This window comes from Planktothrix sp. FACHB-1365, from assembly GCF_014697575.1.
Classification (GTDB): Bacteria; Cyanobacteriota; Cyanobacteriia; order Cyanobacteriales; family Microcoleaceae; genus Planktothrix.
Genome location: NZ_JACJSC010000011.1, coordinates 42,804 through 58,707 on the forward strand (window position 1 = coordinate 42,804; position 15,904 = coordinate 58,707).

A 15,904-nucleotide genomic window follows, 5' to 3' on the forward strand; every position below is an offset into this window, starting at 1 on the left:
TAACCTGATTCTCAAAAACCCGATTTTAGTTTAACTCTATTTTAAGTTTAAACCTTGAACCGAGGACATTTCTAAACTGTTAGAATCTTCTGTTTTTTTAATCGAAGTTTGGGTGACAAACTCCAATAAATTAATCATTTTTTTGGTATAAACTTCACGAGAATATTTTTCTTGATAAAGAATTTGAGCATTTCTAGCTTTTTGTTGAGCTTCTGCTTCATTGGTTAAAGCTTCAAGAATTCCTCGTCCTAAATCTTCAGGTTCGGGTTCAACTAAGAAGGCGACATAATCATTTAAAACTTGAGTATGAGAATAAATGCGAGTGGCTACTAAAGGAACCCCACTGGCTAATTGTTGATAGACTTTTAAGGGGGTATTCGTACCACTGCGACGGGGTGAAACTTGAACTTTAGCTTGATTGGCATAATTTTGGGCTAAAGATTGTTCAACCCGACCTGTAAATAAACACTGTTGATTAATTCCCAGTTCTGTTGCTAAATTGGAGAATAATTCTGTTTGTTCAGGACTGCCTCCAACAATTAATAAAAATGCTTCGGGATCAGCTTTAGCGACGAAAACAAAGGCTTCTAATAATAAATCAATTCCTTGATAAGATTCTAAGGTTCCTGCATAAATCACTAAATGTTTCTGGAAAAGTTCTGGCGAAACGCTTACGGTTTTATTAATCTCTGATTGGGTCATGGGGGAAAATCTCCTGGTAATTACGATTAAGGAATCAATGAATTAAATTTAAGAGGCTTTTGGAGCAACTTTAACTTCATCAAAAATCGAATTTTCTATTAAGAAAACTTTTTGTTTATCCCCTATCACCCCTAAAGCATAATCATATAAACTTGGACAAATGGTAATGGTGGCATCAGAGGTGTGTAAACAAGCATCTTCCATCGCTTTAAATAAATCAATTAACCATTGAGATGTGGTAAATCTAAAATTCGTTAATTGTTCAGGAAGACTAGAGTGCATATCATAAATTAGGCGGAATTTAAACAAAGGTTTAAACAGTGTACAAATAAAGATTGCTTCCTCATGGGCGTGAACAAAATCATACCGATTTTTAACGAGTAAAGCAATTGTCCACAGGGTAATGAAAATATCTAAAAATAACTTCAGTTTTGAAGGGCCGATTTTAACATTTCCAAACATCGGAAAACTGGGAATTCTAATAATCCGAACCTTGGGAATGTCTACGTCTTGACCTTCGCCATAGGTCAGTAAATCAATATCAACTCCTAATTCGGCTGTAATTAGCGTGCGGTAATATACGCTAAAAGGAGTTCCACGCGGGGTATAAAAAGGTTGAGGAGCAATGACTAAAGCTTTCATAATTTATCCTTTTTTTCTCATCCGTTTAACCAGTTGCATCGCAATTTGATTGCGAATAAAACGTAAGGGAGTTTCCAATGTTCCATAGCATTGCAGTTGAGTATTAGGATCTAATAAAATTTCCTTAATACTTTGGGCGGGTTTGTTAAAATCAATCGTACCTTGAATGGCAAATCCAAAACTTCCAGGTCGCCAAGATTCAGAAGCAAAGGGGAGGGGATCAGTTCCGGGTAAAATTTTTAATCCTCGCTCTTTTGCTTGTTTAAAATAAACAGGTTGACTCCAAAATGTAGGACGACCTCCGTTATCACCGAGGAACAAAGGCAAGGATTCTTTTTGTTCTAATAAACGGCTAATAATCGTACCTCGTTCTCCCATCCATTTACCAAAACCCCAAGGAATAAGGGGAATACTGCCCTTAGAAACCACCTGTTGAATTGTAGTTTCAATTGGTAAACGATCCGAAAATTCCTCCGCCGTTAATAGGGCAAGAACTTCGAGATCTTCAACGGTAACAACTTGACGACCTGCAAAAATAAAAATACCTTGTCCCGTTGAATGTTTAGCATAAACAGAACAGTTTTCTTGGGTTCCCAAAAAGCTCCAATCCTTCAGCATCAGGTTAGAATTTCCATCAGACTGAATGGATTGAATGAGTTTCTGGAAATAATGATCTTTACTGGTTTCCGTTAAAAACAAAAGGGCTGTTTCTGCTTGGGAATACCCAGAGTTTTGAGCCGTAGTATTAAAATTTTTGAGTGCCGCATTCAAAAATTGTTCTAGGTCATAGCAGTCATAAATATGAACATGAGCATCAGCCCAGATGGGTTGGGTTAGATTTTTTGAAGTCACCATAGATCAATGTTTCTAAGTCCGGTGATATTAACTCTACTAAATCATATACCCATTGTATCTAACTGCTTTATTTTGATTTAAAGACAATCGATAGCGGGTATTTAATAGTTATTGTAGATATTGTAAAACCTCTGGAGTTAGTAATAGTCTTAAAAGATTCAGAAAAAACAAGTCCAATTTTAGAAGTATTTTTCTCTGGGTTTCCATTATCTTTGAAAGATCAAGGTACGGGTACTATCCAACTCAGGTGTTCATCTTAGCCTCTATCCTCCTTTAAAGTCACCCAGTTTTTGTAAAGAATTAATACAATCAGAGGCTTTTTTTGTAAAGATTTTGTAAAGATACGGACGTGAGATTGTCTGAAAATCTGTTTTTTCGACTCTCAGTTGATAGGGATTATCAAGATTGATCGTTCACTGTCCCATTAATGATTTCTAGTTCCCCGTCCTTCTACATACTCTTTTAACTCATAGGCCATTCGTTCCATGCCTCGTTTTTCATCCTCTTGAATAAACGGTAAAAACACGCGGGTTAACCATCCAGAAAACTCCTGATGATGAATATATTTTGTGCGACCCATACCGATTTCTTGTAGTTCAAATAAAGTTTGGTTGCGAAACCCTGGAATTTCTGCTGTCCAACTTAAGCAAATTTCCGGTTGTAACACCTGGACTAACGGTTGAAACACGGTTTCTTCTTCATGAGGACACCCACGTACCGCTAAGGTGACTTCTTGGTTTAAAATAAACGGTTGATTGGGATTTCGATCCCATAAAAATGTATTCCACTGACACCAATATTGTTTTTGACATAAAGCATACCAAACTTTTCGCTTGGCAGCTTCTATTTTAATTTCTGTATATAAACGAGTCATAGAGATTGATCAACTCAATTTGTCCTCATCCTAGATTAACCTATTTTTAGTCAGCTATAAAATGTGGACTTTATTACATAGTCAACTGCATCGTACCCTGCGAACTCGTCAATTGTTACCTGCATCTCAACGGTTATTAGTGGCAGTATCCGGGGGGCAAGATTCCTTATGTTTAATCAAATTATTATTAGATTTACAACCGAAGTGGAAGTGGCAAATTGCCATTGTCCATTGTGACCATCGTTGGCGGTCTGACTCCAGCGCTAATGGGGACTATATCGCACACCTGGCCGAGTCTTGGCAACTACCGTTTTATCGAGGGGTGGCGACGGAAATTCCTAATAGTGAGGCAACGGCAAGGCAATGGCGTTATCAAGTTTTGGCTGAAATGGCCGAAGAACATGATTATCAAATCATTGTTACAGGTCATACAAAAAGCGATCGCGCGGAAACCCTACTTTATAATTTAATCCGGGGTAGTGGTTCTGATGGTTTACAAGCTTTAACTTGGCAACGTTCTTTACACTTAGAATCTCCTATTCTTAAGCCAGATTTAACGGCTTCTATTCAGTTAGTTCGTCCCTTATTAGAGATTTCTCGTGAACAAACCGGGCAGTTTTGTCAAGAACATCACTTAAACATTTGGGTTGATACTACCAACGAAGATTTACATTATGCGCGCAACCGAATTCGTCAAGAACTGTTACCGTATTTACAAAACTATTTTAATCCTAAAGTTGAATCCCATCTTGCCCAAACAGCCGAATTATTACGAGCAGAAGTTGACTATTTAGACTCATTAACAGAAACCCTTTTTCAACAGATTGTAGTCTTTGAAAAAGAAAGTCAAAAACCCTTAAAAATCAATCGATTGATCTTACGTCAAACCCATGAAGCTTTACAACGTCGAGTCAGTCGAAAAATTTTACAACAGGTTATGTCAACAACTCCTAACTTTGAACAAATTGAAAAATTAAACGCTTTAATTTCAGCCCCCAACCGTAGCCAAACAGACCCGTTTCCAGGGGGGATAATTGCCCTTGTAGATGGGGATTGGATCGTTTTTACTTTGAGCTTTAATTAAACTTAAATTTCTCCCTCTTGACAAAATTATTCGTCAAGGTAAATATACTTCTATACGAACTCTAGTTTTGGGTGAGGAATCCGTAATGATTAGCCAGTTTGGGAAAAATAAATTCCTTTCTATGTTGTTACTAGCAACGGCCGTATTTAGCCCAGGAATTAGCTTAATATCTTCAAAAGCGACCGCACAACCGGGGCTTGTAACGATTAAATTGGTCAATGGGACTGATAAAGGGATCAAGTTATTGTTTGTCGTTCCTACCGATGCACCAAATCTGGAAAATGAGGTTCTTGGCGCTGATGTTCTTAACCCTTCGGAGAGTAGAACTGTCAAGATCAATAATGGCTCAGAAGAGTGTAACTATAACTTTCGAGCTATCTTTGATGATGGCACTGAATCTGTAACCAACCAAGGACGAGTTTGTGATGGTGAAGAATACATCTATAAAGAATAATATTTGGCTTGAGTCATTTCTAATACAATTGTTAAGAACCTTGCTCCTTTGCAAAACACAACCCTACAATGCACAGTAGAACAATAACTTGACAAAGGAGCCTTCCTATGGCGTATGTATGCGAACTAGGGGCGGGTCAAAGAGTATATTTAGAAAACCAGGGTGTGCAAACCGTTATCACCTTGATTAGTAGTAGTCCAGGACAACAGCAACAAGCGAGTAGCAGTTTTGCCACAGGAGTTTGGAGTTCACCTCCCCAGGTGTTCCAAACTCCTTATGGTATGATGCTCAAAATCCTATCCGAGCAAGGGGAAAAAACCTTACAAATTCAAGGCAGTAGTGTCAGTGTCATCAGTGGAACCCCCTCGATGAACAACTCTGAACAACTACCTGTCCATGAAGTCACCAGTTTACCTGTGTCCCCGATGCCAGGAATAGAAGTGATGAAACCCATGGAACCCATGAGTTCGATGGAGCCGATGACTCCGATGACCATGAGTCCGATGGAACCGATGAAACCCCTAGAACCCATGAACCTAAAAATGGGAGATATGCAAATGAGCATGAACCCGATGGAAATGCGAATGGGGAATATGGAACTGCGAATGGGAGCATCTGCACCGAATAAACAGAATTTTTGTAGTCAATGTGGAGCATCGGTCAAACCCGAAGACCGATTTTGTTCGAGTTGTGGACATCAGTTATAAGTCATCCGTCAGCTATCAACAGTTAATACTTGAAAATGTCTATTAAAGTTAGTTTAAACCACCAGATTTCCTATCAGTTTGAACGTTCTGTTATTCTAGGGCCTCATACGGTTGGGTTGCGCCCCTCTCCCCATTGTCGGACACCGATTTTGAGTTATTCCCTCAAAATTGCCCCCTCAGACCATCAACTGACATGGTTACAAGATCATGATGGAAATTTTTTGGCTAGAGTTAACTTTCCTCAAAGCACTGATTCTTTAAAAATTGAAGTGGATTTAATAGCTAAAATTCAACCTATTAATCCCTTCAATTTTTTTATTGAACCCGACGCTTCAAACTATCCCTTTCAATATGAGCCTCGTCTGGCTCAAGAATTAATTCCTTTTTTAGAAATTCGGGAATCAGGAGAATTACTGAATCAATGGGTTAAAATTAATCATAAAAATAATATTTATACCCTTGATTTCTTACTAGATTTGAATCGAAAATTAGCAGAATTAATTGAATATAAAGTTAGATTTGAACCGGGAATTCAGACTTGTGAAGAAACCCTAGAGAAAAAAATCGGTTCCTGTCGAGATACCGCTTGGTTATTCGTACAAATTTTACGCCATTATGGATTGGCGGCGCGATTTGTTTCGGGATATTTAATTCAACTCAGTAATGATATTCCCCCTGTGGATGGCCCTAGTGGACCGTCGAAGGATAATGCCGATTTACACGCTTGGGCGGAGGTTTATTTACCCGGTGCGGGTTGGCTGGGATTTGACCCGACATCGGGTTTAATGGCCGCAGAAGGTCATATTCCGTTAGTTTGTGTTGCTGACCCCTTAGAAGCTCGTCCGGTTTACGGAACTTTTGAACCTGCGGAGTCAAAATTAGACTTTTCGGTAACGGTTTCTCGTTATCATGAAATTCCTAGGGTGACAAAACCTTATACAGAAGAACAATGGCAAAATATTAATGATTTAGGGGAAAAAGTTGAAGTTGATTTACAGCGTTTAAATGTCGGTTTAACGATGGGAGGAGAACCGACTTTTGTTTCTATTGATGATTTTGAATCTCCCCAATGGCGAATTGCAGCACTCGGAGCAGAAAAACGTCAACTGGCTGGACAATTGCTCACCCGTTTACAAGATAAATTTACTCAAAAGGGGGGATTACTTCATTATGGATTAGGGAAATGGTATCCGGGGGAAGTGTTACCCCGTTGGGCGTTAGGGTGTTATTGGCGAAAAGATGGAATTCCCTTATGGCGAAATCCCGAACTTTATGCCCAAGAGGATCAAGATTATGGTTATATTCAACAAGATGTTTTAACGTTTATTGAAGCTTTAGTTAAAAATTTAGGCGTAAAATCAGAGTGTATTATTCAGGCTTATGAACCTAATTCTAATATTATTGCTGGATATACTTTACCGATTTTAGCCCTTGTTAAAAATGATGCGATTCACTGGAGTAGTTGTCGTTGGCGGTTGTCTAACTCCAATAAAATTGAACTGTTAACCGGGGATTCTCCCATTGGATTTCGCTTACCTTTAAGCTCTTTAAATTGGCACGCAGATGAACTTGAACAAGAAGCGGTTCTCCCCTTAACTCATTCTCCAATTCTTCCCAGTTCTGAACCTTTAGAATCTCCCATTAATTCAATTCGTGTGGCTTTAAGTGTAGAAGCAAGACAGGGAAAAATTCACGTTTTTTTACCTCCTGTAAGCTCGGCGCGCAGTTTTGTAGATTTAGTCGCCACGATTGAAAATACAGCCGCCCAGGTTCAATATCCCGTCATTTTAGAAGGATATACACCCCCAACCAATAGCGGGATTATTGGGTTTCAAATTACTCCAGACCCCGGCGTGATTGAAGTTAATATTCATCCGGCTTCTGATTGGAAAGAATTAGTTGAAATTACCACAACGTTATATGAAGAAGCGAGATTATGCCGTTTAGGAACGGAAAAATATCTCTTAGATGGACGACGGATTCCAACGGGGGGTGGCGCTCATGTTACTATTGGCGGAAAAACGGTTTATGATAGTCCCTTATTACGCCGTCCTGATTTATTAAGAAGTTTAATTACTTATTGGCAAAATCACCCCTGTTTAACGTTTTTATTCGCTGATTTGTTTGTTGGGCCAACCAGTCAATCGCCGAGGGTGGATGAAGCCAGACATGAGAGTTTATATGATTTAGAAATTGCGTTTCAAAAGTTAAATTATCCGGCAAATGTTCCTCCTGAATTAGTTGATAGATTATTAAGAAATTTATTAATTGATATTACAGGAAATACCCACCGTTCCGCTTTTTGTATTGATAAATTGTACCCTGTTGAAAATCATAGAAATCAATTAGGATTATTAGAATTTCGAGCCTTTGCCATGCCTCCTCACCCCCGAATGAGCTTATTACAATTGTTATTAATTCGGGCGTTAGTGAGTTGGTTTTGGGAAAAACCCTATCATTATCCGTTAATTCGTTGGGGAACCACTCTACATGATCGATTTATGTTACCCTATTATTTAGGAGAAGATTTAAAAGCGATTTTAAGGGATTTACAAATTATTGGTTATGATTTTGATTTTGATTGGTTTGCCCCATTTTTTGAATTCCGGTTTCCCCGTTATGGAGAAATTACGAAAGAAGGCATTGAACTAGAACTACGTCATGCCATTGAACCTTGGCACGTTTTAGGAGAAGAAACCGCATCGGGAAATACAGCCCGTTATGTTGATTCTTCTATGGAAAGACTACAAGTAAAATTAACGAATGCGTTAGGAAATTCCCCCAATTTTGACAGTTATTCGACTCGATATATTGTCACTTGCCAAGGTCGTCCGATTCCGTTAAAATCTACTGGAAATCTAGGGGAATATGTGGGAGCGGTGCGATTTCGAGCGCGACGATATGCCTCAATTTTACATCCCGATCTTGATCCCCATAATCCTTTAATTTTTGATATTGTTGATACTTGGGCAGAGCGTTCTATTGGGGGCTGTACTTATTTTGTTAACCCTCCCGACGGGAAAATCTATCAACAATTCCCCGTTAATCATCGAGAAGCGGAAGGCCGAATGTTAGAACGATTTATGGAAATGGGGCATACATCAGGATTGATGAAAATTCCCCCTTTACATCTTAATCCTGAATATCCCTTAACCTTAGATTTGCGTCAAATGTCTTGATTAATTCCCCTGATTGCTATTCTAAACCTGCATAAGTTGTAGAATCATCCGGCACTTCTGCGGCTTCTTTGGGGCTGGGTTCTATCCAAATAATCGGCTTTTGACTCGGATCAATTCGGTTGCCTTGTTCCTGCATAATACTTTGAGTTTGCTGAGGATCAAAATAGCGACTGAATTCCTCCCTTTCTTTGGCCACTCGTTCTTCGGTCATTTTCACCTCAGCCCGAATATCCTGAACTTTTTCCGAGACTGAACGATGGTGCGGCAACATCTGAATTAAGGCTGATATCGAAAAAGCCGATAAAATTAAATTTACCCCTAACTTAACGGTTGTTTCCACCGTCAATAGGCGTCGGTTCTGGGTGCGTCGTTGCTGAGAAATTCGACGGGTACGGGGACGACGAAAGGGAGAAGCGGATGGAATTGTTTGGGGAATAGGTCGAGTCGCAGACATGATCTTTTGATTCGGGTAACAATTGAGATCAGCAACGGTCGAAGTAAATTTTAGGTTTCCCGAAAACGGCTTCAGAATTAACCTTGAATTCGGATTCCCATAAAAAAACCGTCTCGACAGTTTGACCGAGTTAACACCCAATACTCTATCCCATTGGGATAGTGATTGTCTGCACTCTTAACATTTTCTGTCGAGACAGCTTGAGGAAGTGACCCGTTACCAGTGAATTCTCACCAGTAAGTTCCAAATTTCTATTTATACAGTTCTGTAGCCAAACGGAAGGCTAAAATTCCAGGAATCAAGGCAATAACCAGGGCAATAAACACCTGAGTATCTGTCATTTTTGAATAGCTCCTTCATAAAAGTAGGATGGGAGTGTGTAAACGAGCGCCTCTTTAGACAACAGAGGAAACACGACTCAGGGGAATTTATTCCCCGTGAATATTGGATTGGGAACCGACACAAATTTTTTGATTTGGCGATTCCCGGTTTTTTTGGGATTTCTCCCACTCCTATTACTAGGGTAATGTTAGCTTCGCCAATGTTATCGGTCGGTAACTATCTCAAAAGCACTGTTTTACCCCTCGTAAAACTGTTTAACTTTTAAGTTCCAGAGCAACAGACTAGCTACGCATCTATTGGTGGGTTCTTGAACACTTGCCGATAACGTAGTCAATTAAGACTATAGCTGGTCAACTATCCAAAGTTAGAGGCATGTTGGCGAAGCCTGCGCTCCGCGCATAGCCCCGTCTCTTTAGAGCGGGGTGCTGACAAATTGAGATAATCGTTCACCAATGTCAACTAATTTGGGCATTTTGGGAAGAGCATTGTAACAAAAAGTTGAAAAAGCCAAGAACAGGGGGGCGGGGTATGACGGAAGAGTGCGGGGACAAGCGGGGACAAACGGGGGGTGTCGGGGGAAGAGTGCGGAGTGTCAATCCTTTATCCTCTATAATTTGAAATTAGGACACTATTAGGAATCATCAATCGTTAATGTTAGACCTTGATCACGTTTTTGAATTTTCTCGGAATTTAGAGTTAAATCTTCTTGTATTATTGCCTATTTTAGTTGCCCTAGAAGCCGTATTGTCTGCGGATAATGCCATTGCTTTAGCTTCTATTTCCTGTGGTTTAGAAGATAGCAAGCTTCAAAATAAAGCTCTAAATATTGGGTTACTTTTAGCCTTTATTTTACGGATTATTTTGATTCTTACGGCTACTTGGGTAATTAAGTATTGGCAGTTTGAGCTATTAGGAGCGTTATATTTACTTTGGTTAGTTTTTCGATATTTTACCAATAAAACTCAGGAAAATGAATCTGAAGAGGCTGTTCGTTATAAATCATTTTGGCAAGTTTTACCCTTGATTGCGATTACAGATTTAGCCTTTTCCCTCGATAGTGTGACGGCTGCGATCGCTATTTCAGATCGAGCGTGGTTAGTGATTACGGGGGCAACGGTAGGGATTATTATTCTGCGATTTATGGCAAGTTTATTTATTCAGTGGTTAAAAGAATATGTCTATTTAGAAACGGCCGGATATTTAACGGTTGGTTTAGTGGGATTACGATTATTACTACGAGTAATTGATCCAGCGTTAGTCCCACCGGAATGGTTAATGGTTATCCTTACCTTAAGTTTATTTGCTTGGGGATTTTCCCAACGAGTGACTGATTCTCCCAGTAATTCTTAATCGTTAACGGTTAACCATCAATTGTTAACCGCTAACACCTTAAAAATTACTCAACTAACCAAGGTTTAATCGTGGGTTCCCAATTGGCTAATTCGGCATCACTAAACCATAAGCTGATTTCGTTTTGTGCGGTTTCAAGGGCATCAGAACCATGAATAATATTGCGACCAATATTGATCCCAAAATCTCCCCGAATGGTTCCGGGTTCAGCGTTTAACGGATTCGTAGCACCGATGATTTTACGCGCAGACGCCACCACACCATCTCCTTCCCAGACCATTGCCACAATCGGGCCAGAAGTAATAAAAGACACTAAACTATAGAAAAAGGGTCTTTCTTTGTGGACTGCATAGTGTTTTTCTGCTAATTCCTGAGAGGGGATGAGCAGTTTCAGCCCCACTAGGGTAAACCCTTTGGTTTCAAAACGCCGAATAATTTCCCCCACGAGTCCACGCTGAACGCCATCGGGTTTAATCGCAAGAAATGTCCGTTCCAAGGGAATCTCCTTAGTTGTCATTAAAGTTCACAATTTAGATTACCGTATCCCAGGTGACAGATTGCTAGTCATTCTTAACTTAACCCGTTAACTGAAGAGGGGGTTTGGGGGAGCGGTAAGTCCCACGCTGAATTTCACGCCCGCCCAAAAAATACTAGAAATTAGGGTGAGATACACGGACTTCCCCAAGTTGATTTTGCGCTTGTCAATCCCGACAAAATCAACAACAATGTGTTAAAATTTCTCAAAGAGTTTTAAAAGCGATAATGTTTCAGGCGTACAAATACCGCATAATTCCAACTCCAGAGCAACAGATCTCCTTAGCCAAGAGCTTTGGCTGTTGCCGATGGTATTGGAATTACGCCCTAAACTTATGCCAAGAAACCTACAAAACTACAGGGAAAGGGTTATCAAAAGGAGCCCTTCAAGGATTATTACCTCAACTGAAAAAGGAATACCCTTGGCTAACAGATGCCTATTCTCAATGTTTGCAAGTCGTCGCTCTTAATTTATCCACAGCTTACAAAAACTTCTTTGACAAACGGGCAAGATTGCCTCGATTCAAATCCAAACATGGCAGGCAATCAATTAGTTATCCCCAAAACGTTAAATTTGAAGGGGATTACCTGAAGTTACCGGGTAAAATTGGGTTGATTTATTGTCGTCGCCATCGTCCTTATGAAGGAACAATCAAAACCGTTACTGTTTCTCAGAATTCTGATGGAAAATATTATGCTTCTGTCTTAGTTGATGACGGAAAAGAGCAACCTACGATATCAACTAATGGAAAAGCAATTGGAATTGATTTAGGGTTAACTCACTTGGCAATTACAAGCGAGGGTTCAAAATATAGTAATCCTAAATATTTTACTAAACATGAGCATAATTTAAAACGAAAACAACAAAAACTGTCTCGAAAACAGAAAGGAAGTAATAACAGACAAAAGGCAAGATTAAAAATAGCCAAAGTCCACGCTAAAATCTCTCGCTGTCGAGAAGATTTTCTACACAAACTATCCCGCAAGATAGTGAACGAAAACGTAGAGACGTGCCATGGCACGTCTGTACTTGCTGTAGAAGATCTAGGGGTTAAGAATCTGGTGAGAAATCATAAATTAGCTAAGGCGATTAGCGATTGTGGCTGGGCAATGTTCTGTACAATGTTGAAATATAAAGCCGAAAAAGAAGGGAAAACCTATATCGAAGTTAATCGATTTTTCCCTTCTTCTAAAACTTGTAATGTCTGTCTAAATCAAGTGGGGAGCTTACCGCTTGATATTAGAGTTTGGACTTGCGAACATTGTCAAACCACCCACGATCGAGATATAAATGCTTCCATCAATATCAAGAATGAAGCCTTGCGGATTTTGTCGTTAGGAACTAGCGACACTGCCAATCTGAGGGGATGTAAGTCGTCTGATAAAACTTCTGTTCTATCAGATGCTATCCCCGTCGAAGTTGGAAGCTCACACTTACTCGTAGAGAAGTGTGGGTAGTTCACACTGTCTGATGGTTGCTCAACGGCAAGGATAGAAAATATGGACGTCAACGCACTTACCCCCACAACACAAACCCAAGAGGTTTCGACGGACTCCCCCAACGGAAAACCTCAAAAAACCTGGACAATTGAAGATAGTGAAAAACTCTATCGCATTCAAGGCTGGGGTGATCCTTATTTTTCCATTAATGCCGCAGGTCATATTACGGTTTCTCCCAAAGCTAACCGAGGGGGTTCTTTAGATTTATTAAAATTAGTCGAATCTTTAAAAAGTCGCAATATTGAGTTACCGTTATTAATCCGGTTTCCTGATATTCTCGAAGATAGAATTGAACGCTTAAATGCTTGTTTTGCTAAAGCGATCGCTCGTTATAATTATCCGGGGGTTTATCGCGGCGTTTATCCGGTTAAATGTAATCAAGAACGGCATTTACTGGAAGATTTAGTCCGGTTTGGTCAACCTTATCATTTTGGTTTGGAAGCGGGTTCAAAGCCGGAATTATTAATTGCTTTAGCGTTATTAAAAAATCCTGATTCGCTGTTAATTTGTAATGGTTATAAAGACCAAGAATATATTAATACTGCCCTTTTAGCGCAACGGCTGGGACAAACGGCGATTATTGTTTTAGAACAAATTGAAGAAGTCGATTTAGTCATGGCGGCGAGTCAACAATTAGGGATTCGTCCAATTGTGGGAGTTCGGGCTAAATTGAGTACAAGAGGTATGGGACGTTGGGGGGGATCAACGGGCGATCGCGCTAAATTTGGCTTAACGATTCCTGAAATTATGGAAGTGGTTGAAAAGCTGAAAAAAGCTGAAATGTTAGACAGTTTGCAACTATTACATTTTCATATTGGTTCTCAAATTTCTTCCATTAGTGTGTTGAAAGATGCCCTACAAGAAGCGAGTCAAATTTATGTCGAATTAGCTCAATTAGGGGCAAACATGAAATATTTGGATGTGGGGGGGGGTTTAGGGGTTGATTATGATGGCTCTAAAACGAATTTCCATGCCTCTAAAAACTATAATATGCAGAATTATGCGAATGATGTGGTTGCCGAGGTTAAAGAAGCTTGTGAGGAGCGAAAATTAGCGGTTCCAACGTTAATTAGTGAAAGTGGACGAGCGATCGCATCCCATCAATCGGTCTTAGTTTTTGATGTTTTAGGAACCAGTGATATCCCGATGGGAGAACCTCCCATTATTTCCGAAAAAGATCATCTGATTTTAAGAAATTTGGATGATACTTATCAATCTATTACTGAAGATAACTATCAAGAAGCGTATCACGATGCAACCCAATTTAAAGGAGAAGCCATTAGTTTATTTAATTTTGGTTATTTAAGTTTAAGCGATCGCGCCAAAGCGGAAAAACTTCATTGGGCTTGTTGTCGAAAAATCTTAGAAATCGTTAGAAATTCCGATTATATTCCTGATGAATTGGAAGACTTAGAAAAGATTATGGCTTCGATTTATTATGTGAATCTTTCTGTCTTCAAATCCGCCCCGGATACCTGGGCTATTGATCAATTATTCCCCATTCTACCGATTCATCGATTAGATGAAGAACCGACAAAACGGGCAACTTTAGCGGATTTAACCTGTGATAGTGATGGCAAAATTGATCAATTTATTGATTTACGCGATGTCAAATATGTTTTAGAATTACATCCTTTAGAACATCCCTCAAATTCGGCTCAAAATCCCAATCAAAAACAACCTTATTATTTAGGAATGTTTTTAGCGGGTGCTTACCAAGAAATTATGGGAAATCTGCATAATTTATTTGGGGATACCAATGTTGTTCATATTAAACTCACCCCCCAAGGGTATCAAATTGAATCTGTGATTAAAGGAGATACCATGCACGAAGTCTTAGGTTATGTTCAATATGATACAGAAGATTTAATCGAAAGTATTCGTCGCCAAACTGAACAAGCGTTAGAACATAATCGCATTAGTTTAGAAGAATCTCAATTGCTATTACAAAACTATGAACGCAGTTTGCGGCGTTATACCTATCTACATTAATTTCACAAAAAAGTAGGGAGGGAACACCGAACACCGAACACCGAACAGAGGGGACAATAAAATAGGGAATAGGAGATAGGAAAAAGTGATGAGCTACCCCATTAATTATTTGTAGCAAACATTTAGGGATTTTAGATGATATGTAAACTCATGACTTTACAAATCATCCGCTTTTAGATAGATGAATGAACCTAGAACGTTCAGTTAGGGTTAGTTAGAAGTTCTCTCATGGAGTTTAACAGCATGGTTGCGACGAGTAGTAATGCCAAAGTGATTAGCGACCTGGAGTATGATTTACTGGCTGTTTTGAAGAACAAAACAGAAGCCATTGAAATTTATAATACCTATATGCAAGATGCCCAAGAAATGGATTCTCAGCCTTGTGTTCAATTGTTTGAAAAGTTGCAACAAGAAGAAATGAGACAAGCTGAAGAAGTTCGTCACCATCTTCAGGAAGTGATGCAGAAGGGCAAAATGTAATCGATTAAAACATTTCCACTTTCTTAACAATTAATCATCAGTTATCCGTTATTAGTTATTACAAATTGTAGTGAATCAAATCTTAAAAATTTTAGTTTTTAAGGGTTGACTTTGATTTGAGTTTTCGATGGTAATGGATATTATTTTTAACAGTAGATAAAGTTGCTTTTTGAGCTTTATAGGCTTGCCATTGAGTCAACAATTGATACAAAACAATAGTTAATAGTAATTCGTAGGCAAGGGATACAAGATGACTGGGATGAAACCATCCTAGGGAGTAATGAATCCCTGGAAACAACAGAATTGGGGATTTAAAAAACTGATCTAAAAAGGGTAAAAAGAGTTTAATTCCTCGCCCTTCTGCAAAAAAATCTAAAATTAAATGGGAACTATAAAGAATTAAGGTAAATCGGAATAATTGTTGATAGGATATTTTCCAAATTTTACTGGCAACCCAACTAATAATTAAACTAAAACCCAGGGTAAAGATTAAACTATGGGAAATTCCTCGATGAAACTCTATTCCTGTTAACATTTGGGGGATAAAATCAAAATCCGCACAGGTTGCGATAAAAACGGGATATAAAATATTTAGATCAAAACGGCGAAATGGATAGGATTTGGGGATGAGATGGGTAGGTAAATATTTGCCGAGAAAATATCCAGCCGTTGCATGAAATAAAGGAGAAGGCATAATTGCTAATAGACGAATTGATCCTGATCACCATCATCTTGAAAATCCTAAAATTCCTTGA

The 15,904-nt window shown here is 39.1% G+C and carries 16 protein-coding genes; 8 read left to right on the forward strand and 8 right to left on the reverse strand.

Features of this window, described 5'->3' with window-relative positions; genetic code table 11:
- Positions 1-36 precede the first annotated feature (36 nt).
- The 4 genes from H6G57_RS14335 to H6G57_RS14350 form a co-directional block, all read right to left on the reverse strand.
- Entirely contained in the window at positions 37-702 is a 666-nt protein-coding gene (locus tag H6G57_RS14335) for a glycosyltransferase (RefSeq protein WP_190519619.1), read from the reverse strand.
- A gap of 48 nt (positions 703-750) precedes the next feature.
- Positions 751-1,344: a glycosyltransferase gene (locus H6G57_RS14340; RefSeq protein WP_190519621.1), complete on the reverse strand. Its 594-nt coding sequence runs from the start codon at positions 1,342-1,344 to the stop codon at positions 751-753.
- Between the two features lie 3 nt (positions 1,345-1,347).
- Complete coding sequence (locus H6G57_RS14345) at positions 1,348-2,199, reverse strand: hypothetical protein (RefSeq protein ID WP_190519622.1); 852 nt, start codon at positions 2,197-2,199, stop codon at positions 1,348-1,350.
- Positions 2,200-2,623: 424 nt separating this feature from the next.
- Complete coding sequence (locus H6G57_RS14350) at positions 2,624-3,073, reverse strand: SRPBCC domain-containing protein (RefSeq protein WP_190519624.1); 450 nt, start codon at positions 3,071-3,073, stop codon at positions 2,624-2,626.
- A gap of 61 nt (positions 3,074-3,134) precedes the next feature.
- On the opposite strand from H6G57_RS14350, the gene tilS reads away from it, so the two are divergent.
- The 4 genes from tilS (at position 3,135) to H6G57_RS14370 (ending at position 8,497) form a co-directional block, all read left to right on the forward strand.
- Positions 3,135-4,157, forward strand: coding sequence for a tRNA lysidine(34) synthetase TilS (gene tilS / locus H6G57_RS14355; protein ID WP_190519626.1), 1,023 nt, complete (start codon positions 3,135-3,137; stop codon positions 4,155-4,157).
- Between the two features lie 85 nt (positions 4,158-4,242).
- Positions 4,243-4,611, forward strand: a complete 369-nt coding sequence (locus H6G57_RS14360; protein WP_190519628.1) for a hypothetical protein — start codon at positions 4,243-4,245, stop codon at positions 4,609-4,611.
- A 107-nt stretch (positions 4,612-4,718) separates the two neighbouring features.
- Positions 4,719-5,318, forward strand: a complete 600-nt coding sequence (locus H6G57_RS14365) for a zinc ribbon domain-containing protein (protein WP_190519630.1) — start codon at positions 4,719-4,721, stop codon at positions 5,316-5,318.
- Between the two features lie 35 nt (positions 5,319-5,353).
- Entirely contained in the window at positions 5,354-8,497 is a 3,144-nt protein-coding gene (locus H6G57_RS14370; RefSeq protein WP_190519632.1) for a DUF2126 domain-containing protein, read from the forward strand.
- Between the two features lie 16 nt (positions 8,498-8,513).
- On the opposite strand, the gene H6G57_RS14375 is transcribed toward H6G57_RS14370, so the two are convergent.
- A complete protein-coding gene (locus tag H6G57_RS14375) occupies positions 8,514-8,951 on the reverse strand; it encodes a hypothetical protein (protein ID WP_190519633.1) in 438 nt (145 codons plus the stop codon).
- A 251-nt stretch (positions 8,952-9,202) separates the two neighbouring features.
- Positions 9,203-9,292, reverse strand: a complete 90-nt coding sequence (gene psaM / locus H6G57_RS14380) for a photosystem I reaction center subunit XII (RefSeq protein WP_072720015.1) — start codon at positions 9,290-9,292, stop codon at positions 9,203-9,205.
- Between the two features lie 652 nt (positions 9,293-9,944).
- On the opposite strand from psaM, the gene H6G57_RS14385 reads away from it, so the two are divergent.
- Positions 9,945-10,643 (forward strand): DUF475 domain-containing protein, encoded by a 699-nt coding sequence (locus H6G57_RS14385; protein WP_190519635.1) that lies wholly within the window; start codon positions 9,945-9,947, stop codon positions 10,641-10,643.
- 46 nt (positions 10,644-10,689) lie between these two features.
- Here H6G57_RS14385 and ndk read toward each other — a convergent pair whose 3' ends face one another.
- Complete coding sequence (gene ndk / locus H6G57_RS14390; protein ID WP_190519755.1) at positions 10,690-11,139, reverse strand: nucleoside-diphosphate kinase; 450 nt, start codon at positions 11,137-11,139, stop codon at positions 10,690-10,692.
- Positions 11,140-11,405: 266 nt separating this feature from the next.
- Here ndk and H6G57_RS14395 point away from each other — a divergent pair, with 266 nt between their 5' ends.
- The 3 genes from H6G57_RS14395 to H6G57_RS14405 all read left to right on the forward strand — a co-directional run bounded on the left by H6G57_RS14395 (position 11,406) and on the right by H6G57_RS14405 (position 15,149).
- On the forward strand, positions 11,406-12,635 hold the full coding sequence (locus tag H6G57_RS14395; RefSeq protein WP_190519637.1) for an RNA-guided endonuclease TnpB family protein: 1,230 nt from the start codon (positions 11,406-11,408) through the stop codon (positions 12,633-12,635).
- 42 nt (positions 12,636-12,677) lie between these two features.
- Entirely contained in the window at positions 12,678-14,669 is a 1,992-nt protein-coding gene (speA, locus tag H6G57_RS14400) for a biosynthetic arginine decarboxylase (RefSeq protein WP_190519639.1), read from the forward strand.
- 243 nt (positions 14,670-14,912) lie between these two features.
- Positions 14,913-15,149, forward strand: coding sequence for a hypothetical protein (locus H6G57_RS14405; protein ID WP_190519641.1), 237 nt, complete (start codon positions 14,913-14,915; stop codon positions 15,147-15,149).
- A gap of 91 nt (positions 15,150-15,240) precedes the next feature.
- Here H6G57_RS14405 and H6G57_RS14410 read toward each other — a convergent pair whose 3' ends face one another.
- Positions 15,241-15,843, reverse strand: coding sequence for a metal-dependent hydrolase (locus tag H6G57_RS14410; RefSeq protein ID WP_190519643.1), 603 nt, complete (start codon positions 15,841-15,843; stop codon positions 15,241-15,243).
- Positions 15,844-15,904 lie beyond the last annotated feature (61 nt).

Excerpts from the sequence above, each read along its gene's own strand:
- tilS (WP_190519626.1), top strand. The coding sequence starts at position 3,135 with ATGTGGACTTTATTACATAGTCAACTGCATCGTACCCTGCGAACTCGT.
- H6G57_RS14370 (WP_190519632.1), top strand. The coding sequence starts at position 5,354 with ATGTCTATTAAAGTTAGTTTAAACCACCAGATTTCCTATCAGTTTGAA.
- H6G57_RS14385 (WP_190519635.1), top strand. The coding sequence starts at position 9,945 with ATGTTAGACCTTGATCACGTTTTTGAATTTTCTCGGAATTTAGAGTTA.
- H6G57_RS14375 (WP_190519633.1), bottom strand. The coding sequence starts at position 8,951 with ATGTCTGCGACTCGACCTATTCCCCAAACAATTCCATCCGCTTCTCCC.
- H6G57_RS14345 (WP_190519622.1), bottom strand. The coding sequence starts at position 2,199 with ATGGTGACTTCAAAAAATCTAACCCAACCCATCTGGGCTGATGCTCAT.
- H6G57_RS14335 (WP_190519619.1), bottom strand. The coding sequence starts at position 702 with ATGACCCAATCAGAGATTAATAAAACCGTAAGCGTTTCGCCAGAACTT.
- H6G57_RS14405 (WP_190519641.1), top strand. The coding sequence starts at position 14,913 with ATGGTTGCGACGAGTAGTAATGCCAAAGTGATTAGCGACCTGGAGTAT.
- H6G57_RS14365 (WP_190519630.1), top strand. The coding sequence starts at position 4,719 with ATGGCGTATGTATGCGAACTAGGGGCGGGTCAAAGAGTATATTTAGAA.
- H6G57_RS14410 (WP_190519643.1), bottom strand. The coding sequence starts at position 15,843 with ATGCCTTCTCCTTTATTTCATGCAACGGCTGGATATTTTCTCGGCAAA.
- H6G57_RS14360 (WP_190519628.1), top strand. The coding sequence starts at position 4,243 with ATGATTAGCCAGTTTGGGAAAAATAAATTCCTTTCTATGTTGTTACTA.
- H6G57_RS14340 (WP_190519621.1), bottom strand. The coding sequence starts at position 1,344 with ATGAAAGCTTTAGTCATTGCTCCTCAACCTTTTTATACCCCGCGTGGA.
- H6G57_RS14395 (WP_190519637.1), top strand. The coding sequence starts at position 11,406 with ATGTTTCAGGCGTACAAATACCGCATAATTCCAACTCCAGAGCAACAG.
- psaM (WP_072720015.1), bottom strand. The coding sequence starts at position 9,292 with ATGACAGATACTCAGGTGTTTATTGCCCTGGTTATTGCCTTGATTCCT.
- speA (WP_190519639.1), top strand. The coding sequence starts at position 12,678 with ATGGACGTCAACGCACTTACCCCCACAACACAAACCCAAGAGGTTTCG.
- H6G57_RS14350 (WP_190519624.1), bottom strand. The coding sequence starts at position 3,073 with ATGACTCGTTTATATACAGAAATTAAAATAGAAGCTGCCAAGCGAAAA.